The 19585-nt window shown below is 75.7% G+C and carries 16 protein-coding genes and 4 tRNA genes; 9 read left to right on the top strand and 11 right to left on the bottom strand.

Going from position 1 to position 19585, the window contains the following annotated elements; translation table 11 throughout:
• Window positions 1-4 precede the first annotated feature (4 nt).
• The 10 genes from pdxS to ACRYMY_RS05275 form a co-directional block, all read right to left on the bottom strand.
• Complete coding sequence (gene pdxS, locus ACRYMY_RS05230) at window positions 5-925, bottom strand: pyridoxal 5'-phosphate synthase lyase subunit PdxS (protein ID WP_432546213.1); 921 nt, start codon at window positions 923-925, stop codon at window positions 5-7.
• Window positions 926-985: 60 nt separating this feature from the next.
• Window positions 986-1645, bottom strand: coding sequence for a hypothetical protein (locus ACRYMY_RS05235; protein ID WP_432546214.1), 660 nt, complete (start codon window positions 1643-1645; stop codon window positions 986-988).
• Window positions 1642-2775: a glycosyltransferase family 4 protein gene (locus ACRYMY_RS05240; protein WP_432546215.1), complete on the bottom strand. Its 1134-nt coding sequence runs from the start codon at window positions 2773-2775 to the stop codon at window positions 1642-1644. Before ACRYMY_RS05240 ends, ACRYMY_RS05235 begins: the two co-directional genes overlap by 4 nt.
• On the bottom strand, window positions 2772-3755 hold the full coding sequence (locus tag ACRYMY_RS05245) for a phosphatidylinositol mannoside acyltransferase (RefSeq protein WP_432546216.1): 984 nt from the start codon (window positions 3753-3755) through the stop codon (window positions 2772-2774). Before ACRYMY_RS05245 ends, ACRYMY_RS05240 begins: the two co-directional genes overlap by 4 nt.
• Window positions 3752-4405 (bottom strand): phosphatidylinositol phosphate synthase, encoded by a 654-nt coding sequence (pgsA, locus tag ACRYMY_RS05250; RefSeq protein WP_432546217.1) that lies wholly within the window; start codon window positions 4403-4405, stop codon window positions 3752-3754. The genes ACRYMY_RS05245 and pgsA overlap by 4 nt, the downstream gene beginning before the upstream one ends.
• A gap of 3 nt (window positions 4406-4408) precedes the next feature.
• Window positions 4409-5017, bottom strand: coding sequence for an HIT family protein (locus ACRYMY_RS05255; protein WP_432546218.1), 609 nt, complete (start codon window positions 5015-5017; stop codon window positions 4409-4411).
• Window positions 5018-5019: 2 nt separating this feature from the next.
• Window positions 5020-6999, bottom strand: coding sequence for a threonine--tRNA ligase (thrS, locus tag ACRYMY_RS05260; RefSeq protein ID WP_432546219.1), 1980 nt, complete (start codon window positions 6997-6999; stop codon window positions 5020-5022).
• A gap of 81 nt (window positions 7000-7080) precedes the next feature.
• The gene (locus ACRYMY_RS05265; protein ID WP_432546220.1) at window positions 7081-7713 is read right to left on the bottom strand and encodes an MOSC N-terminal beta barrel domain-containing protein; all 633 of its coding nucleotides are present in this window, start codon (window positions 7711-7713) and stop codon (window positions 7081-7083) included.
• Window positions 7714-7762: 49 nt separating this feature from the next.
• A tRNA-Val gene (locus ACRYMY_RS05270) sits at window positions 7763-7834 on the bottom strand.
• Window positions 7835-7933: 99 nt separating this feature from the next.
• Entirely contained in the window at window positions 7934-8611 is a 678-nt protein-coding gene (locus ACRYMY_RS05275; RefSeq protein ID WP_432546221.1) for a TIGR02611 family protein, read from the bottom strand.
• A gap of 274 nt (window positions 8612-8885) precedes the next feature.
• Between ACRYMY_RS05275 and ACRYMY_RS05280 the strand changes: the two genes are divergently transcribed.
• The 5 genes from ACRYMY_RS05280 (at window position 8886) to ACRYMY_RS05300 (ending at window position 11080) form a co-directional block, all read left to right on the top strand.
• Window positions 8886-9314, top strand: coding sequence for an SsgA family sporulation/cell division regulator (locus tag ACRYMY_RS05280; RefSeq protein ID WP_432546222.1), 429 nt, complete (start codon window positions 8886-8888; stop codon window positions 9312-9314).
• A gap of 188 nt (window positions 9315-9502) precedes the next feature.
• On the top strand, window positions 9503-10666 hold the full coding sequence (locus ACRYMY_RS05285) for an alpha-hydroxy acid oxidase (protein WP_432546223.1): 1164 nt from the start codon (window positions 9503-9505) through the stop codon (window positions 10664-10666).
• 128 nt (window positions 10667-10794) lie between these two features.
• Window positions 10795-10867: transfer RNA gene (locus ACRYMY_RS05290), tRNA-Gly, on the top strand.
• A 32-nt stretch (window positions 10868-10899) separates the two neighbouring features.
• Window positions 10900-10970: transfer RNA gene (locus ACRYMY_RS05295), tRNA-Cys, on the top strand.
• A gap of 35 nt (window positions 10971-11005) precedes the next feature.
• Window positions 11006-11080, top strand: a tRNA-Val gene (locus ACRYMY_RS05300).
• A gap of 98 nt (window positions 11081-11178) precedes the next feature.
• Here ACRYMY_RS05300 and ACRYMY_RS05305 read toward each other — a convergent pair.
• Complete coding sequence (locus ACRYMY_RS05305) at window positions 11179-12198, bottom strand: YihY/virulence factor BrkB family protein (protein WP_432546224.1); 1020 nt, start codon at window positions 12196-12198, stop codon at window positions 11179-11181.
• A 199-nt stretch (window positions 12199-12397) separates the two neighbouring features.
• Between ACRYMY_RS05305 and glgX the strand changes: the two genes are divergently transcribed.
• From glgX to ACRYMY_RS05325, 4 genes are all read left to right on the top strand, one after another.
• Window positions 12398-14542: a glycogen debranching protein GlgX gene (gene glgX / locus ACRYMY_RS05310; protein WP_432546225.1), complete on the top strand. Its 2145-nt coding sequence runs from the start codon at window positions 12398-12400 to the stop codon at window positions 14540-14542.
• Window positions 14539-17043: a malto-oligosyltrehalose synthase gene (treY, locus tag ACRYMY_RS05315; RefSeq protein ID WP_432546226.1), complete on the top strand. Its 2505-nt coding sequence runs from the start codon at window positions 14539-14541 to the stop codon at window positions 17041-17043. Before glgX ends, treY begins: the two co-directional genes overlap by 4 nt.
• A 101-nt stretch (window positions 17044-17144) precedes the next feature.
• The gene (treZ, locus tag ACRYMY_RS05320) at window positions 17145-18887 is read left to right on the top strand and encodes a malto-oligosyltrehalose trehalohydrolase (RefSeq protein WP_432546227.1); all 1743 of its coding nucleotides are present in this window, start codon (window positions 17145-17147) and stop codon (window positions 18885-18887) included.
• On the top strand, window positions 18884-19570 hold the full coding sequence (locus tag ACRYMY_RS05325; RefSeq protein ID WP_432546228.1) for an NUDIX hydrolase N-terminal domain-containing protein: 687 nt from the start codon (window positions 18884-18886) through the stop codon (window positions 19568-19570). The genes treZ and ACRYMY_RS05325 overlap by 4 nt, the downstream gene beginning before the upstream one ends.
• Window positions 19571-19585: the final 15 nt, after the last annotated feature.

Genomic DNA, 19585 nt, shown 5'->3' on the forward strand with positions numbered 1-19585 from the left:
CGGGTCACCAGCCCCGCTGGGCCAGGCGGTGCGGCTCGGGGATCGCCTCGACGTTGAGCCCGACCATGGCCTCGCCCAGCCCGCGGCTGACCTTCGCGATGACGTCGGGGTCGTCGTGGAAGGTCGTGGCCTGGACGATGGCCTCGGCGCGCCGGGCAGGGTCGCCGGACTTGAAGATGCCCGAGCCGACGAAGACGCCGTCGGCGCCCAGCTGCATCATCATCGCCGCGTCGGCCGGGGTGGCGATGCCGCCGGCGGTGAACAGCACGACGGGCAGCCTCCCGGCCTCGGCGACCTCGCGGACCAGCTCGTACGGCGCCTGCATCTCCTTGGCGGCCACGTACAGCTCGTCGGGGGCCATCGAGCGCAGCCGGTTGACCTCGGCGCGGATGGTGCGCATGTGCGTCACCGCGTTGGACACGTCGCCGGTGCCGGCCTCGCCCTTGGAGCGGATCATCGCGGCGCCCTCGGTGATGCGGCGCAGCGCCTCGCCCAGGTTCGTCGCCCCGCACACGAAGGGCACGGTGAAGGCGCGCTTGTCGATGTGGTGGGCGTAGTCGGCGGGGGTGAGGACCTCCGACTCGTCGACGTAGTCCACGCCCAGGGCCTGCAGCACCCGCGCCTCGACGAAGTGGCCGATGCGCGCCTTGGCCATGACGGGGATGGACACCGCGTCGATGATCGACTCGATCATGTCGGGGTCGCTCATGCGGGACACGCCGCCCTCGGCGCGGATGTCGGCGGGGACGCGCTCGAGGGCCATGACGGCCACGGCGCCGGCGTCGGCGGCGATCCTCGCCTGCTCGGCGGTGACCACGTCCATGATCACGCCGCCCTTGAGCATCTCGGCCATGCCGCGCTTGACGCGGTCGGTGCCGATGACGGGTCCGCCGGTGGTCTGCTCGCTGGTCACGTCGGTGCTCACGGTCGGTCCGGCCTCGCGATCCTGTGCTGGGGAGGGTGGGGGCGCTGTGCCCGCACGATCCTACGAGCCGCCGCGGGTGCCGGGCTCCCCGGCGGCACCCGCCCCGGGCGCGGGGACGCCGCCCTCGTCGGCCGTCCACGGCCGGCCGGTGCCGTCGTCGAAGTCGGCGGTCTCGGGCAGCCGCGCGTGCCCGGCCAGCCGCCCCCACCGCACGACGCGCTTGCCCCGCAGCCGCAGCGTCTGCACGACGGCGTCGTTGTGGAAGCGGCGCGCCAGCTGCGCGCGCCGGCCGGCTCGGCGCACGCGCGCGACGGCTTCGGCGGCGCCCGGCACGGGCCGGCCCGCGGCGTCCCCGCCGTCGGCGTCCTCGCCGAGCGCGCGGTCCAGGGCGTCGCTCAGGACGCTCTCGGCGCGCCAGCGCTGCACGTCGTCGGCGTGGGCGGCCTCGCGCAGCGCCGCGGGCGTGCGCGGCGCGTCGAGGGCGGTGGTGGCCGCGTCGGCCAGCAGCAGCGAGGTCGCCGGGTCCAGGGCGCCCGAGGTCGCCAGCTCCAGGGCGGCGCTCGCCCGGCGGGTCAGCTCGGCGTCCAGCACGGCGCGGCTGGTCTCCACGCGGTGGTGCAGCCGGTCGACGCGCCGGGCCAGCGACGACAGGTGCCAGGCCGCGACGGCGAGCAGCAGCAGCGCCAGCAGCACCCACAGCGCCCACGACGGGCCGGTCACGGGGGACCCCCCGCGGCCCGCACGGTCTCGTAGACGGCCAGCACCTCGGCCGCCACCCGCGACCAGTCGTAGCGCCACGCCGCCCGCTGCCCGGCGGCCGCCAGCGCGCGCCGGCGCGGGCCGTCGGCGAGCAGCCGCAGCACCGCGGCGGCCGCGGCGTCCGCGTCCCCGACGGCGAACAGCTCCCCGGCGGGCTCGCCACTCCCGTCGGGACCGGTGAGGACCCTCCGGAAGGCGCCCAGGTCGCTGGCGACGACGGCCGCACCGGCCGCCATCGCCTCCACGAGGACGATGCCGAAGCTCTCCCCGCCGCTGTGCGGGGCGAGGTACACGTCGGCGGAGGCCAGCAGTGCGCGCTTGTCGGCGTCGGGGACGGCACCGAGGAACTCCACCGACGCGGGGTCGTCGAGCAGCGCTCTGGCCGCGTCGGCGTCCCCGCGGCCGGCGACGAGGAAGCGCGCCCCCGGCACGACCGCCCGCACCCGGGGCACGACCTCGCACAGCAGCGGCAGGCCCTTGCGGGGCTCGTCGAGGCGGCCGACGAAGGCGACGACCGGCTCGCGCTCGGTCCCGGTCCACGCGGGGCGGGCGGGGGCGGTGGCGAAGGCGTCGACGAAGACGCCGTTGGGCACCACGACGGCGTCGCCGCCGACGTGCTCGACGAGCGTGCGGCGGGCGTCCTCGCTGACGGCGATGCGCGCGGAGACCTTCTCCAGCCCGGGCCGCAGCAGCGGGAAGGCCGCCTGCATGGCCCGCGAGCGCAGGTTGGCGGTGTGGAAGGTCGCCACGAGCGGTCCCTGCGCCGCCCACAGCGCCAGCAGGGACGTGCTGGGGGCGACGGGCTCGTGCACGTGCAGGACGTCGAAGCCGCCCTCGGCCACCCACCGGCGCACCCGCGCGGCCGTCACCGGGCCGAACGACAGCCGCGCCACGGACCCGTTGTAGGGCACCGCCACGACGCGCCCGCCGGCGTCCGCGAACGGCGGCAGGTGCGGGTCGCCGTCCTCGCCGGGGGCCAGCACCCGCACCTCGTGGCCCAGGCCGAGCAGGTGCTCGGCCAGGTCGCGGACGTGGAACTGCACGCCCCCCGGCACGTCGAAGGCGTAGGGGCAGACCAGGCCGATCCTCACGCGCGCTCCCCCGCGCTCCCGGCGGGCGGGCCGGCGGTGACGTCGGCGGTGAACACCGGCTGCAGGACGTGCCAGTCGTGCGGGGAGCGGCGCACCCCGTCGGCGAGGACGTCGGCGCACGCCTGCGTCATGGCCGCGACCGCCGCCCGCCGGCGCTGGGCACCGGGCGCGCCCGGCGGCGCGGGGGGCGCCGCGACGGCGGGGGCGACCTCGACGACGACGCCGTACCGGGCGCCGGTGCGCCGGGCGGCCGAGCCGCGCGCCAGCGGCTCGGTGCGCACCACGACGGGGAAGAGCGGCACCCCCGCGGCCAGCGCCACGACCGCGGGGCCCGCGGCCATGCGCACCCGCTCCCCGAGGAACGTCACGGGGACACCGGTGGCCGACAGGTCCCGGTCGGCCAGCAGGGGGACGACGTGCCCGCCGCGGGCGGCCCGGACGAGCCCGCCGGTGGTGGACGGGTCCCCCAGGGGCAGCACGTGGACGCCGAGGCGGCGGCGGAAGGCGACGAACTCCTCGAACACGGCCTCGGGGCGCAGGCGCTCGGCCACCGTGGTCACGGGGCCGAGCTGGAGGGCGCCCCAGGCGCCGGCGTGGTCCCAGTTGCCCAGGTGGCCCAGCGCGCACACCGCCCCGCCACCGTCGGCCAGGACCCGCCGCAGGCCGCCGGCGTCCTCGAGCCGGACGGTGCGCACGATCCGCTCGCGCGACCAGGACGGCAGCCGGAAGACGTCGCTCCAGTAGCGGGCGTAGGCGCGCAGGCCCTCGCGCACGAGGGCGTCCAGCTCGGCCGGCGCCGCGGCCGGCCGGGCGCGGCGCAGGGTGGCGCGCAGCTGCTCGACGCGCGCGCCCCGGCGACGGTGGGCGACGTCGGCGGCGGCGTGCGCCAGCGCCAGCGCCGCGGGCTCGGGCAGGGCCCGGGCCGCGCGCCACGCCGCGCGCAGACCCGTCGCGACGAGGTCCTCGCGCCGGCCGCTCACGCGTCGGGGGCGGGTGGCGGGGCCTGCGGGACGGGCGTGGCGACCGCGGCGAGGGCCTGGCGCCGCACGAGGGCCATCCGCTGCACGACGGTGACGGCGCTGGCCACGGCCAGCAGCGCCAGGACCACGGGCAGGACGACGTCGGGCAGCCCGAGGCCCACCAGGCCCGTGGCGACGAGGACGGCCACGAGGCGGTCGGAGCGCTCCGCGATGCCGGTGTCGGCGGTGAAGCCGAGGCCCTCGGCGCGGGCCTTGGCGTAGGAGACCAGGCTGCCCAGCACCAGGCACAGCAGCGCCAGGCCCGCGGTGAGCGGGGAGTCGCCGCCGCGGGCGAACCAGACGACGAGGCCGCCGAAGACGGCCGCGTCGCCGAAGCGGTCCAGGGTGGAGTCCAGGTAGGCGCCCCAGCGGCCGGGCCGGTCCAGCGCCCGGGCCATGATCCCGTCGACGGTGTCGGACAGGACGAAGAACGTCACCGCGATCGAGCCCCAGAACAGGTGCCCCAGCGGGTACAGCACCAGGGCGCTGACGACGACGCCGGCGGTGCCGGTGACGGTCACCGCGTCCGGCCCGACCCCCAGGCGCAGCAGGAGCTTCGCGGGCGGGGTGAAGACGCGCCCGGCCAGGGCGCGGGCGTTGCGGCCGAGCACGCCTCAGCCCTCGCCGGCGGCCGGGCCGGGCACGGGCTCGGCCGGGTCGGTGCTGGTCCAGGCGTCGGCGAGGCGCCGGCGGGTGTCCTCCAGCAGCTCCGGCAGGGCCTTGGTGCGCGCCACCACCGGCAGGAAGTTCGCGTCGCCCGCCCAGCGGGGGACGACGTGCTGGTGCAGGTGGGCGGCGATGCCCGCGCCGGCCACGGCGCCCTGGTTCATGCCGAGGTTGAACCCGGCCGGGTCGGAGGCCGCGCGCAGCGTGAGGACGGCCGCGCGCGTCAGGGCGGTGAACTCGGCCAGCTCGGCGGCGTCGAGGTCGACGTAGCTGGACACGTGCCGGTACGGGCAGACCAGCAGGTGGCCGGGGTTGTACGGGTACAGGTTCATCACGACGAAGGCGCGCTCGCCGCGGTGCACCACGAGGCCCTCGGCGTCCGAGCGCGAGGGCGCCCGGCAGAACGGGCACTGCTGCGCGTCGTGCGGGTCGGCGGGCTTGTCGCCGCCGGTGATGTAGGCCATGCGGTGCGGGGTCCACAGCCGTCCGAAGCCGTCGGGCTCTCCCGCGAACCCCGCCGACGCCTCGACGCCCGGCGCCCCGCCGTCCTGCTGCACGGTCAGACCTGCACGCGGCGCTCGACGGCGTCCACGACCTCGGCGACGGCCTGCTCGACGGGCACGCCGTTGCGCTGGCTGCCGTCGCGGTAGCGGAAGGACACCGCGCCCGCCTCGACGTCCTCGCCGCCGGCGATGAGCAGGAACGGCACCTTCTGCTTGGTCCAGGTGCGGATCTTCTTGGGCATCCGGTCGTCGGCGGCGTCGACCTCCACGCGCACCCCCCGCGCGCGCAGCAGCTGCGCGACGCCCTGGAGGTGCTCGACGTGGGCGTCGGCGACGGGGATCCCGACGACCTGCACCGGGGCCAGCCACGGCGGGAACGCGCCGGCGTAGTGCTCGGTGAGGACGCCGAAGAACCGCTCCAGGGAGCCGAACTTCGCCGAGTGGACCATCACCGGCTGCTGCTTGGAACCGTCGGCGGCGGTGTACTCCAGCCCGAAGCGCGCCGGCTGGTTGAAGTCGTACTGGATGGTCGACATCTGCCAGGTGCGGCCGATGGCGTCGCGGGCCTGCACGGAGATCTTCGGCCCGTAGAAGGCCGCCCCGCCCGGGTCGGGCACGAGCTCCAGACCGGTGTCGCGGGCGGCGGTCTCCAGGACGGCCGTGGCGGTGGCCCACTCCTCGTCGCTGCCGATGAACTTCGCGGAGTCCCCGCGGGTGGACAGCTCCAGGTAGTAGTCGTCCAGGCCGAAGTCGCGCAGCAGGCCGAGGACGAAGTCCAGCAGGTGCTTGATCTCGCCGGGCGCCTGCTCGGGGGTGACGTAGCTGTGCGAGTCGTCCTGGGTGAGCCCGCGCACGCGGGTCAGGCCGTGCACCACACCGCTCTTCTCGTAGCGGTAGACGGACCCGAACTCGAAGAACCGCAGCGGCAGCTCCCGGTACGAACGCCCCCGCGAGCGGAAGATCAGGTTGTGCATCGGGCAGTTCATGGCCTTGAGGTAGTACTTGCTGTTCTCCAGCTCCATCGCCGGGAACATCGTGTCCTCGTAGTACGGCAGGTGCCCGGAGGTCTCGAACAGCCCGCCCTTGGCGATGTGCGGGGTGCCGACGTAGTCGAACCCCTCCTCCACGTGCCGGCGGCGCACGTAGTCCTCCATGACGCGCTTGACGACGCCGCCCTTGGGGTGGAACACGACGAGGCCGGAACCGATCTCGTCGGGGAAGGAGAACAGGTCCAGCTCGGCGCCCAGGCGCCGGTGGTCGCGCCGCTCGGCCTCGGCCAGCCGCTCCTGGTAGGCCTTCAGCTCCTCCTTGCTGGGCCACGCGGTGCCGTAGACGCGCTGCAGCTGAGGGTTCTTCTCGCTGCCGCGCCAGTACGCGGCGGCGGTGCGCAGGAGGGTGAAGCCGTTGCCGAGCAGACGGGTGCTCGGCAGGTGCGGCCCGCGGCACAGGTCCTTCCAGGCCACGGTGCCGTCGCGCCGCACGTTGTCGTAGATCGTCAGCTCGCCGGCGCCGACCTCGACACCGGCGCCCTCGGCGGCGTCCTCCGCGTCGCCGGAGGCCGACTTCAGCCCGATGAGCTCCAGCTTGTACGGCTCGGCGGCCAGCTCGGCGCGGGCCTCCTCGTCGGTGACGACGCGGCGGACGAACCGCTGCCCCTCCTTGACGATGCGCTGGGCCGTCTTCTCGAGGGTCTTCAGGTCCTCGGGGGTGAACGGCGTCTCGACGTCGAAGTCGTAGTAGAAGCCGTCGCGCACGGGCGGGCCGATGCCGAGCTTCGCGTCCGGGAAGTGCTGCTGGACGGCCTGCGCGACGACGTGCGCGGCGGAGTGCCGCAGCACCGCCAGGCCGTCCTCGGAGGAGACGAGCACGCCCTCGACCTCGTCGCCGTCGGCCAGCGGGTGCGACAGGTCGCGCAGCTCGCCGTTGACGCGGGCGACGACGACGTCGCGGTCGTCGGCGAACAGCTCCCCCGCCGTCGTGCCGGCGGCCACCTGCAGGGCCTCGCCGGTGCGGGTGACGGTGAGCTGCGCGGACACGCGGGCCTCCGGGACGTGCGGGAGTCGGACGGCGGCGCACCGGCGGCGCACCGGCGGGACCGCTGTCCCGCGCCCGCGACTCTAGCCGTGCGCCCGCGGCGGCCCGGGCGCGCGCCCGTCCCCGGGCGCGGCCGGGCCCGGCTCCAGCAGCACCCGCCGCCCGACCTCGAGGACCCCCGGCGCGAGGACGTCGGCGAACACGCCCGCGCAGTGCCGCGGCCGCCCCGTCAGCCGCAGCACGGGGCCGTCGGCGCCCTCCGGGCGCAGCAGCGCCCCGGTCAGCGCGTCGGGGTCGTCGGGCTCCGCGGGCAGGTCGAGGACGACGTTGGCGCGCGAGGAGTCCTCCGCGCCGGGCGCGGCGCGCTGGGCGAGGGTGACGACGTGCACCGGGGCGACCTGCCGGGCACCGCCGGCGGCGCGCTCGAGGCGCACGGGGCCGGCGAGGCCGAGGGCGCGGGCGACGGCGTCCAGGTCGCCGGGCGCGGCGCCGGGCGCGGTGACCAGCGGCGCCTCCGGCGGGCCGGTCAGGTCCAGCGCGCGCAGACCGGGGTGGTGCTTGGCGGTCAGGGTCCCACCGTCGGGCCCGACGAGGACGAGGGCGCGGTCACCGCGCAGGCCGTCGGCGCCGACCTCGACGCGCCGGGGAGCGGACCCCGGCAGGGACTTCACGGGGAAGACGGCGAGGTGATGGACGGTGGCGACGAGGCGCTGCACGGGCCGTCCTCCCGGGACGGGGCCGAGGGCCCCGGTGGGTGGTGCTGGGTGGGCGATACTGGGATCGAACCAGTGACCCCCTCGGTGTGAACGAGGTGCTCTCCCGCTGAGCTAATCGCCCGGTGCGACCGCTGACCGCGACCGGCGTGGAACACCATACACGGCGCCGGGGGCGGCGACGCCCGCCTCCCGGACGGCCGCCCGGCGGTCACCGCTGCGCTCAGCCGCCGACGCCGGGCACCAGCACGAGCTGCGCGGTCACCTGCTCGGGCACCCACCCGGGCACCCCGGCGGCGGCGAGGTAGCCGTACACCAGGAGCCCGCCGACGGCGGCCGTGGCCGACCCCATGGCGATCCGCGTCCCCCACGAGCGCCCGGCCACCCACCGCGTCCACCGGTCGACGTGCCGGCGCGCGAAGTGCAGCAGCCGCCGGGCGAGGCGGAACTCCGTGCCGAGCAGGGCCAGGCCCAGGAAGACGACGAGCCAGCCCGGGCCCGGCAGCGGCACGAGCACCAGCCCCAGGAGGACGACGAGGCCGCCGACGACGCCGACGGCCGTGCGGTAGAGGCGGTAGGCGTGCGGGTCGGCGCGCAGCCGGGCCCGGCGGGCGCGCAGCGAGGCGCGCAGGCGGTCGGCCCGGCGCCGGCGCAGCGCCCGGGCGGCGGGGTGCGGCTCGGCCGCGGCCGCGGCCTCCTGCACCGCCGAGGCGAGCGCCGCGTCCCCCGCCCCGGTCGTGTCCTGCGCCTGCGCGGCGCGCGGGGCGTCCGGGTCGCCGGCCGCGCCGGCCGCCCCGTGGGTCCCGGGGGTGTCGCGGGTGCGCGGGAGCTGACCGCTGCCGGCCCCGCCGCCGGCGGTCCGTCCCCGACCGTCCCCGCCGTGCTGCTCGATCGTCCTCACCCGTCCCCCGTCCCGCGCACCGTCCCGGCGCCGCCCGCCCGGTCGCCCCGGCGGCGCGACCCGATCCTGCAACGCGCGGGGGGCCGTCGCCGATCCCGCGCGCCGACCTGCGCAGGTCCTCCCCTCCTCCGGCACCCGGGGGCACCGGGGAACCTCCACCCGGACGGGTGCGTCCGACCTGCACCGTTCGGGTGTTTGAGACGCGCGAACAGTGGGAAACTCGTCCACACGGTCGCTGGAGCCCGTCAGCGGCCACGAGCACACGGAGGTCGACGTGCCCGCACTGCCGCACCGCAAGACCGAGGTCGACGTCGACGTGTCGCTGCGCCTGCGGACCTCGACCGGCCCCGGGCTGCCCGTGCCCGCGAGCCTGCACTACGGGGCCGACGACCCCTACGCCATCCACGCCGTCTTCCGCGGCGGGGACGCCGACGTGGAGTGGGTCTTCGCGCGCGACCTGCTGCGCGAGGGCCTCGTCGGCCCGGCCGGCGACGGGGACGTCCACGTGCGGCCCTGCTCCGGCTCGGCCGACGGCCGCCGGCGCGTCCTGCTGCGCCTGTCCTCCCCCGACGGCAACGCCGAGCTGGAGGCCGACGAGGCCGACGTGCGGCGCTTCCTGCGCCGGGCCGACGCCCTCGTGCCCCCGGGGCGCGAGACCCGCCACCTCGACCTCGACGACCTGGTCGCCCGGCTCGTCTCCTGAGGCCCCGTCCCTGCGCGCCCGCGGCGACGTCGCCGCGGGTGCCGGCGCGGGACGGGCGGGCACCGGCGCGGTCGAGGAGGACCGCCGGGGCCGGCCGCGGACCGTCCCGCGCACCCCGACGGGGGACTTCCGTCACCGAACGGGCGCGCAGCGGCACGGCGGCCGCGCGGGTCTGGTACTCCGGGGAGATGACCGACACGACCACCCGTCCGCTCTCCGAGACCCCGCCGACCGGGGTGCCGCACGTCGACCCGTCCGGCCCGGCGCTCACCGAGGCGCCCCTGAACGTCCACGAGCTGCGCGCCGCGGCGCTGCAGCGGATGCGCGAGGGCGCCTTCGGGCAGGAGATGTGGGACTACCTCGAGGGCGGGTCCGGGGACGAGCGCAGCCTGCGCTGGAACGAGGAGGCGTGGGGCGAGATCCGCCTCGCGCCGCGCTGCCTCGTGGGCGTGGACGCCATCGACACCTCGGTCGAGCTGTTCGGGTCCCGCGTGGCCTCGCCCATCGGCCTGTCCCCGGCGGCCAGCCACCGCATCTGGCACGACGACGGCGAGCTGGGCGTCGTGGACGCGGCCAACGAGGCGGGGATGGTCTACTGCCAGAGCACCCTGGGCACGGCCTCGATGGAGGACGTCGCGGCCCGGGCGACGGGGCCGCTGTGGTTCCAGCTGTACGTGCGCCGCGACCGCGAGCTCACCGCGAGCCTGGCCCTGCGGGCGGCCGCGGCCGGCTACCAGGCCCTCGTGGTCACCGTCGACACCCCGGTGCTGGGCGCCCGCGACACCGACCGCCGCCGCAGCGTCCGCCTGCCGGCGGGGCTGTCCTTCGCGAACCTGCCTGCCCAGACCGCGCGCGTGGAGGACCCGCTGCCGGCCCACCGCCGCGTCTACGTCGAGCGCCTGGACCCGACGCTGACGTGGAAGGACATCACGTGGCTGGCGGAGCTGACGGACCTGCCCGTGGTCGTCAAGGGCGTGCTGCGCGCCGACGACGCCTCGCGGGCCCTGGACCACGGCGCGCGCGGGGTGTGGGTGTCCAACCACGGCGCCCGCAACCTCGACACGGTCGTGCCGACGGCGCAGGCGCTGCCCGCGGTGGCCGCGGAGGTCGCCGGCCGCGTCCCCGTCGTCGTCGACTCCGGGGTGCGGCGCGGCACCGACGTGCTCAAGGCCCTGTGCCTGGGCGCGGACGCCGTCTTCGTCGGCCGCCCGTACCTGTACGGCCTGGCGGCCGCGGGTCGCGAGGGCGCCCTGGCGGCGCTGCACATGCTGGACACGGAGCTGCGCATGGCGATGGGTCTGTGCGGCGCCCCGCGGCTGGCCGACCTGGGCCCGGACCTGTTGTGGCACTGAGGCTCTGACCCCGGGCGCCGCCTCCTGCGCGGGCGCCCGGGGGGCGATTGGACTCCGTCCCCGGCCGTCGGCTACTGTCTACGACGTCAGGGCGAACCGGGCCGGAAGGCCGGGGGAACACCTGGTGTGCGGACGTAGCGCAGTTGGTAGCGCATCACCTTGCCAAGGTGAGGGTCGCGGGTTCGAGTCCCGTCGTCCGCTCGGGGGCACGAGCTCCGAGGCACGCGCCTCACGGTGGAGTGGCCGAGAGGCGAGGCAACGGCCTGCAAAGCCGTGTACGCGGGTTCGAATCCCGTCTCCACCTCGGTGCCCACCAAGGCGTGGCCTTGGTGCGGACTCGGGCGATTGGCGCAGCGGTAGCGCGCTTCCCTGACACGGAAGAGGTCACTGGTTCGATCCCAGTATCGCCCACCAGCCCCTGACGAAGGCCGGACCCGGACGGGTCCGGCCTTCGTCGTCCCCGGGGTCGTCTCCTCCGGCCCCTCCCCGGGTCGGGCCCGGCAGCACCGGCCTCAGGGCACCCAGCAGCGCCGGCGGGCGGCTTCGGCCCGGGCGCTGGCGCGGGCGGCGGCCTTCTCCTCGTCCGGCCACACGCGGTCGACCGCGGAGTTCAGGGCGGCCCCCACCAGCAGCACGATGGTGAGGAAGTAGAACCAGATGAGCACGACGATCGGGGCGGCCAGCGGGCCGTACACCGACGTCGAGGCCCCCTGCACGGTCGCCGACAGCGCCCCGCGCAGGACGTAGGAGACCCCCAGCCAGCCGACGACGGCCAGGCCCGCGCCCGGCAGGTCGCGCCACCAGCGGCTGCGCACCGGGGTCGCCAGGTGGTACAGCGTCGCCAGGCCGGCGATCGAGAGCACGAGCACCAGCGGCCAGTACAGCTCGCTCAGCGGCTGCAGCTGCCCCGGCAGCCACCGCTGGAGCAGTTGCGGGCCGACGAGGACCAGCGGCAGCACGACGACGCCCACGACGAGCGCGACGAGGTAGGTGCTCAGCGACAGCAGCCGGGTCCGCACGATGCCGCGGTGCCCGCCGAAGCCGTACATGATCGCCACGGTGTCGACGAGGACGTTGAGGGCGCGCGAGCCCGACCACACGCTCACCGCGAACGCCAGGACCGTCAGGTCGGCGCGCCCCTGCGTGGTCACCGAGTCGAACGTGGGCAGGACGACCTCGCTGACCGCCTCGGCGGTCAGGACCGACTGCGCGAGCTCCTCCATCTGGGTGCGGGCGGCGGCCAGGTCGGAGGCCGGCACCCAGCGCCCCGCGTAGCCGAGCAGCGCGACCAGCCCGAAGACGAGCGGCGGCAGCGACAGCAGCATGAAGAAGCCGCCCTCGGCGGCCAGGCCGGTGACCCGGAAGCGCAGGCACGCCCCCACTGTCCCGGCGACCAGGGCGCGCGCGTCGCGCAGCACCCGCAGCAGCAGCCGCAGCGCTCCCCCGTCGGGCACGAGCGGGCGGGGCAGCGGGGGCACGCGCAGCCGGCGGCCGGTGGCGGACCGCGCCGCCGGGGGGTCGTCGGGTGCCACGCCCCGACGCTACCGGCCGGACGGGCCCGTCCCGCCCGGGCGCGCCGGGACGGGCTCCCGGTCGTGCCCGCGGGGCGGAGGCGACATGATGCTGGCCGTCGGACGGCACGCGGCACCCCCCGCCGGGGGGTGCAGCACGGCAGCGTCGAGCAGGAGCGCGGCCGGGGACCGTCCGGAGTCACCCAGCGGAGGAAGTGCGATGCAGATCTGGCCCGGACGGCCCTACCCCCTCGGGGCGACCTACGACGGGGCGGGGACCAACTTCGCCCTGTTCTCGGAGGCCGCCGAGCGGGTGGAGCTGTGCCTGATCGAGGACGACGGCAGCGAGACGCGCATCGACCTGCCCGAGGTGGACGGCTTCGTGCACCACGCCTACCTGCCCTCGGTCATGCCCGGGCAGCGCTACGGCTACCGCGTCCACGGTCCCTTCAACCCCGAGCAGGGCCACCGCTGCCAGCCCGAGAAGCTGCTGCTGGACCCGTACGCCAAGGCCGTGGAGGGGCAGGTGGACGGCGACGAGTCGCTGTTCAGCTACCACTTCGACGCCCCGGACACCGTCAACGACGCCGACAGCGGCGGGCACACGATGCTGTCGGTGGTGGTCAACCCCTTCTTCGACTGGGGCAGCGACCGCCGCCCGGGGCACGAGTACCACGAGTCGGTGATCTACGAGGCGCACGTCAAGGGGCTGACCGTCCAGCACCCGGACATCCCCGAGGAGATCCGCGGGACCTACGCCGGCATGGCGCACCCGGCGATGATCGAGCACCTCACCCAGCTGGGCGTGACGGCCGTCGAGCTCATGCCGGTGCACCAGTTCGTGCAGGACACCCACCTCACCGAGAAGGGGCTGTCCAACTACTGGGGCTACAACACCATCGGCTTCTTCGCCCCGCACAACTCCTACTCCTCCACCGGCCAGCGCGGCCAGCAGGTGCAGGAGTTCAAGTCGATGGTCCGCGCGCTGCACGAGGCGAACATCGAGGTCATCCTCGACGTGGTCTACAACCACACGGCCGAGGGCAACCACATGGGCCCGACGCTGTGCTTCCGCGGCATCGACAACGCCAACTACTACCGGCTGGTCGACGGCGACGAGAAGCACTACTTCGACACCACCGGCACGGGCAACAGCCTGCTCATGCGCTCCCCGCACGTCCTGCAGCTGATCATGGACTCGCTGCGGTACTGGGTGCAGGAGATGCACGTGGACGGCTTCCGCTTCGACCTCGCCTCGACCCTGGCCCGCCAGTTCCACGAGGTCGACCGCCTGAGCGCCTTCTTCGACCTCGTCCAGCAGGACCCGGTCGTCTCCCAGGTCAAGCTCATCGCCGAGCCGTGGGACGTCGGCGACGGCGGCTACCAGGTCGGCGGGTTCCCGCCCCTGTGGACCGAGTGGAACGGGCGGTACCGCGACACCGTGCGCGACTTCTGGCGCGGCGAGCCCAAGACGCTGGGCGAGTTCGCCAGCCGCGTCAGCGGGTCCTCGGACCTGTACGAGCACTCCGGCCGCAAGCCCATCGCCAGCATCAACTTCGTGACCGCGCACGACGGCTTCACCATGCGCGACCTCGTCTCGTACAACGAGAAGCACAACGACGCCAACGGCGAGGGCGGCGCGGACGGCGAGAGCCACAACCGCTCCTGGAACTGCGGCGTGGAGGGGCCCAGCGACGACCCGGAGATCGTGGCGCTGCGGGCCCGCCAGCACCGCAACCTGATGGTCACGCTCCTGCTGAGCCAGGGCGTGCCGATGATCCTGCACGGCGACGAGCTGGGGCGCACCCAGCAGGGCAACAACAACGTCTACTGCCAGGACAACGAGCTGGCCTGGGTCGACTGGGACCTGTCCGAGCCGCAGCAGGAGCTGCTCGCCTTCACCCGGCGCGTCGTGGAGCTGCGCCGCACCGAGCCCGTCTTCCAGCGCCGCCGCTTCTTCGCCGGCGACGCCGGTCACGGCGGCGAGAGCGACGTCGGTGACATCGAGTGGTTCGGCGCCGACGGCACCGAGATGACCGACGCGGACTGGGGCGACGCCTCCAACCGCTGCGTCATGGTCTTCCTCAACGGCGAGGCCATCCCCGAGCCGGACCGCCGCGGCGAGCGCATCGTCGGCGACTCGTTCCTCATCATGTACAACCCGTGGCACGAGTCGGTGGAGTTCACCCTGCCGGAGAAGGCCTACGGCGACAGCTGGCTGCCGCGCCTGGACACCGCCGACGACCAGGTGGGCGTCGTGTCGATCTTCACGGAGGAGTCGGCCTTCTCCCCGGGCACCGCGCTGCCGGTGGCGGGGCGCTCGATCCTCGTCCTGGCCCGCGGGCCGCTGGGGGACGCCAAGTGAGCGAGCGGCCCACCGGCGCCGGCCCGGCCGGCGACTACCGCCCGGCCGTCGTGCCGGTGAGCACCTACCGCTTCCAGGTGCAGCCGGCCTTCACCTTCGACGACGCCGCCGCGCAGGCCGCGCACCTGCGCCGGCTGGGCGCCTCGCACGCCTACCTGTCGCCCGTGCTGGCGCCCGCGAAGGGCTCCACGCACGGCTACGACGTCGTCGACCACGCGCGGCTGAACCCCGAGGCGGGCGGCCGCGAGGGCTTCGACCGGCTGGCGGCCGCACTGAGCGAGCAGGGCCTGGCGGCCGTGGCCGACGTCGTGCCCAACCACATGGCGGTGCCGACCCCGGCCTCCGACAACGCCCAGCTGTGGTCGGTGCTCAAGGAGGGCCCGCGCTCGCCGTTCGCGCGCTGGTTCGACGTGGACTGGTCCGTGCCGGACCGGGCGATCCTCATGGCCGTGCTCGGGCAGCGCATCGGGCAGGTGCTGGCCGCCGGGGAGCTGTCCCTGGACGAGGTCGAGGTCGGCGGCGCCCGCGAGCGGGTGCTGCGCTACTACGACCACGTCTTCCCCGTGCGCCCGGGCACCGAGGACCTGCCGCTGGCGCAGCTGGTGGACCGGCAGTGGTACCGGCTGGCGCACTGGCGGGTGGCCGACGAGGAGCTGAACTACCGGCGCTTCTTCGACGTGGACACCCTCGCCGCGATCCGCGTGGAGGACCGCGAGGTCTTCGACGCCTCGCACGCGCTGCTGCTGGAGCTGGTGGGCCGCGGGGACCTGCAGGGCCTGCGCATCGACCACCCGGACGGCCTGGCCGATCCCCGCGGCTACCTGCGGTGGCTGGCGGAGGCGACGTCCGGGGCCACCGGGGACGGCAGCGCCTGGGTCGTCGTGGAGAAGATCCTCGAGGGCGACGAGGGCCTGCCGCGGGACTGGGCGTGCGCCGGCACCACCGGCTACGACGCCCTGCACCGGGTGGGCGGGCTGTTCCTCGACCCGGCCGGCGCCGAGCCGCTGACCGAGCAGTACGTGGCCGTCACCGGCGAGACCGGAACCTTCCAGGCCGTCGTCGACCACGCCAAGCGCGAGGTCGTCGAGAACGGCCTGTACGCCGAGGTGCACCGCCTGGTCGAGCTGCTGTCGGGCATCTGCCACGACGACGTCGACCTGCGCGACCACACCCGCCGCGGCCTGCACGAGTGCGTCGTGGAGCTGCTGGTGGCCTTCCACCAGTACCGCGCCTACGTGGTGCCCGGCGAGGAGGCGCCCGAGGAGGCGGTGCGCGTGGTGGAGGGCGCCGCCGAGCACGCCCGGGCGCACCTGCCCGAGGAGCGGCACGACACCCTGCAGGTGGTCGTCGACCTGGCTCTGGGCCGGGTCGGCAGCCCCGACGACCGGCGGGTGGCCGAGTTCGTCGTGCGCTTCCAGCAGACCTGCGGCCCGGTGATGGCCAAGGGCATCGAGGACACCGCCTTCTACCGCTGGTTCCGGCTGTCCTCGCTCAACGAGGTGGGCGGCGACCCGACGCGCTTCGGCACCTCGCCGGAGGAGTTCCACTCCTTCTGCACCGTGCTGGCGCGCGACTGGCCGGCGGCCATGACGACCCTGTCCACGCACGACACCAAGCGCAGCGAGGACGTGCGGGCCCGGCTGTCGGTGCTGTCCGAGCGCACCGAGGAGTGGGGGGCGGCGCTGGCGCGCTGGCGCGAGCTGGCCGTCGAGCACCGCGCCGCCGAGCTGGACGCGCGCACCGAGCTGCTGGTGTGGCAGACGCTGTTCGGCACCTGGGGCGAGGGGCCGATCAGCGCCGAGCGCCTGCTGGGCTACCTGCAGAAGGCGACCCGGGAGGCGAAGGACCACACGACGTGGACGGCCCCGGACGAGGTGTACGAGGCCGCGGTCGAGCGCTTCGCGACCGGGGTGCTCGGCGACGAGGCGGTCCTGGCGGCCGTGCGGGAGTTCGTCGACCTGACCGCGGACGCGGCGCGCGCGGCCGTGCTGGGGCAGAAGTTCGTGCAGCTGGCCATGCCGGGCGTGCCGGACGTCTACCAGGGCACCGAGCTGGTCGACCTGTCCCTGGTGGACCCGGACAACCGCCGGCCGGTGGACTACGCCGACCGCGAGCGGCGGCTGGCCGCCCTCGACGACGGCTCCGCGCCGCGCGACCTGCACGACGAGAAGCTGCTCGTGGTCTCGCGCACGCTGCGGGTGCGGCGCGAGCACGCCGAGCACTTCGTCGGCGAGCGCGCCGACTACTCCCCCGTGCCGACGTCCTCCGGCAACGCCGTGGCCTTCGCGCGCGGCCCGGTCGGCGCGCCCGCCGCGGTGGCCGTGGCGACCCGGCTGCCGGTGGCGCTGCAGCGCCTGGGCGGGTGGGGCGAGCACACCCTCGCGCTGCCCGAGGGCTCCTGGGTCGACGCGTTCACGGGCGCGCGCGTGGACGGCGGGACCGTCCGCGTCGCCGACGTGCTGGGCGCGCTGCCCGTCGCGCTCCTCGTGCGCGCGAGCTGACCCGCTCCCCCCGCCGGCGTCTCCCGGCGCGCCCCGTCCCTCCCGCTCGCGGGAGGCGCGGTGGACGCGCCGGGAGCCGCCGGATGGGCCAGGGTGGGGGCATGCAGTTCGGGGTGTGGGCGCCGCAGGCGCAGCAGGTGGACGTCGTCGTGGACGGCGGGACGGTCGCGATGGAGCGCAGCGGGTCTCCGCGCGAGGGCTGGTGGACGGCGGAGGTCGCCGGCGCCGGTCACGGGACGCGCTACGCGTTCCGCCTCGACGGCGGGGACGAGCGGCCCGACCCGCGCAGCGGGTGGCAGCCGGACGGGGTGCACGGCGCCAGCGCCGTCGCCGACCCGGCGACGTTCCGCTGGAGCGACGAGGGCTGGACCGGCCGCGACGCGCGCGGCGCGGTGTTCTACGAGCTGCACGTGGGCACGTTCACCCCCGAGGGCACGTTCGCCGCGGCGGCGGCCAAGCTGGACCACCTCGTGGACCTCGGCGTCGACGTCGTCGAGGTGCTGCCGGTGTCCTCCTGGGACGGGGAGCACAACTGGGGCTACGACGGCGTCGCCCCGTACGCCGTGCACCACGCCTACGGCGGACCGGAGGCGTTCGCCGCGTTCGTCGACGCCTGCCACGCCCGCGGCCTGGCGGTCGCGCTGGACTGCGTCTACAACCACCTGGGACCCAGCGGGAACTACCTGGCCGAGTTCGGTCCCTACTTCACCGACAAGCACGAGACCCCCTGGGGTGCAGCGGTCAACCTCGACGACAGCGGGTCGGTGGAGGTGCGCCGCTGGATCGTCGACAACGCGCTGCGCTGGTTCCGCGACTTCCACGTCGACGCGCTGCGCCTGGACGCCGTGCACGCGCTCGTCGACGACTCGGAGACGCACGTGCTGGCGCAGCTGGCCGACGAGACGGCGGCCCTGTCGCGCGAGCTGGGCCGGCCGCTGTCGCTGGTCGCCGAGAGCGACCTCAACGACGCCGTCATGGTCACCCCGACCGGGCGGGGCGGGTTCGGGATGACGGCGCAGTGGGACGACGACGTCCACCACGCGCTGCACGCCTGGCTGACCGGCGAGCGGCAGGGCTACTACGGCGACTTCGGCTCCCCGGAGGTCCTCAAGACGACGTTCGAGGAGGCGTTCTTCCACGCCGGGCGGTTCTCCACGTTCCGCGGCGAGGTCTGGGGGAAGGCGGTCGACCGCGACGCCGTGCGCGGCGGGGCGTTCCTGGGCTACGTGCAGACCCACGACCAGGTCGGCAACCGCGCCACCGGCGAGCGGATCGGTCACCTGCTGAGCGAGCCGCGGCTGGCCGCCGGCGCCGCCCTGTACCTGCTGGGGCCGTTCACGCCGATGCTGTTCATGGGCGAGGAGTGGAACGCCTCCACGCCGTGGCAGTTCTTCACCTCCTTCCCCGACCCCGAGCTGGGCCGGGCCGTCAGCGAGGGCCGCCGCTCGGAGTTCGGCGACCACGGCTGGGACGCCGAGGACGTGCCCGACCCGCAGGACCCGGCCACCCGCGAGCGCTCGGTGCTGCGCTGGGACGAGGTCGGCCAGGAGGCCCACGCCCGCGTGCTGGAGTGGTACCGGCGGCTGATCGCGCTGCGCCGCGCCGAGCCGGACCTGCGCGACGACGACCTGCGGGCGGTGCGCGTGGACGTGCTGGGCAACGCGCTCGTGCTGCACCGGGGGGCCTTCCGCGTGGTCGTCGCCCTCGGCGGCGGGGCCGACGTGCCCGTGGGCGGGGCCCCGGTCGAGGTCGTGGCCGCCCACCCGGCCGCGCCCGCGCCGGAGCTGCTCGGCGAGGGCGTGCGCCTGACGGGCGAGGGCGTCGCCGTGGTCCGCGTCGCGTGAGCGCCGCGGGGCCGGCGGACGGGGCGGCGGACGGGGAGCTCGCGCCGGCCGAGGCCGTGCGCCGGGCCGCGGTGCGGATCGCGGCGCTGGCCCAGGACGGCCTGGCCTACTCCGTCGGCGACCCGGCCCGCGACTACGACACCGCCCGCTACCGGCAGCTGCAGGACGTCTCGGTGCAGCTGCTGGCCGCCGTGTCCGGGGCCGACGAGGACGCGCTGCGCACGGACCTGGGCGGGGACACCGGCTACGCGACGCCCAAGGTCGACGTGCGGGTCGGGGTGCTGGACGCCGCCGAGCGGTTCCTGCTGCTGCGCGAGCGCAGCGACGGGCGGTGGTCGCTGCCCGGCGGGTGGGTGGACCCGGGCGACCGGCCCGGCGAGGCCGCGGCCCGCGAGGCGCTGGAGGAGACCGGTTACCCCGTCGAGCCGGTCAAGCTCGTCGCGGTCTGGGAGCGCGACGTGCGCGGCAAGCAGCCGCCGCTGCCGGTGGCGGTCTTCCACCTGTTCTTCCTCGGGCGCGTGGTGGGCGAGCCGGTGGCGCCGCAGGACCTGGAGACCCTCGAGGTCGGCTGGTTCGGCCTGGACGAGCTGCCGGAGCTGTCCGGCTCGCGCGTGGTGCGCTCGGAGCTGGAGCGGCTGCTGGCCCACCACCGCGACCCCGCCCTGCCCACCGAGTGGGACTGACGGACGGGGCCCCCG

Origin of the sequence: Kineococcus haloalkalitolerans (assembly GCF_050871905.1) — a bacterium.
Taxonomy (GTDB): Bacteria; Actinomycetota; Actinomycetes; order Actinomycetales; family Kineococcaceae; genus Kineococcus.

What these genes read in the sequence shown, in the direction of transcription:
- ACRYMY_RS05285 (WP_432546223.1), top strand. Translation starts at nt 9,503, where the DNA reads ATGACCGACACGACCACCCGTCCGCTCTCCGAGACCCCGCCGACCGGG.
- glgX (WP_432546225.1), top strand. Translation starts at nt 12,398, where the DNA reads ATGCAGATCTGGCCCGGACGGCCCTACCCCCTCGGGGCGACCTACGAC.
- treZ (WP_432546227.1), top strand. Translation starts at nt 17,145, where the DNA reads ATGCAGTTCGGGGTGTGGGCGCCGCAGGCGCAGCAGGTGGACGTCGTC.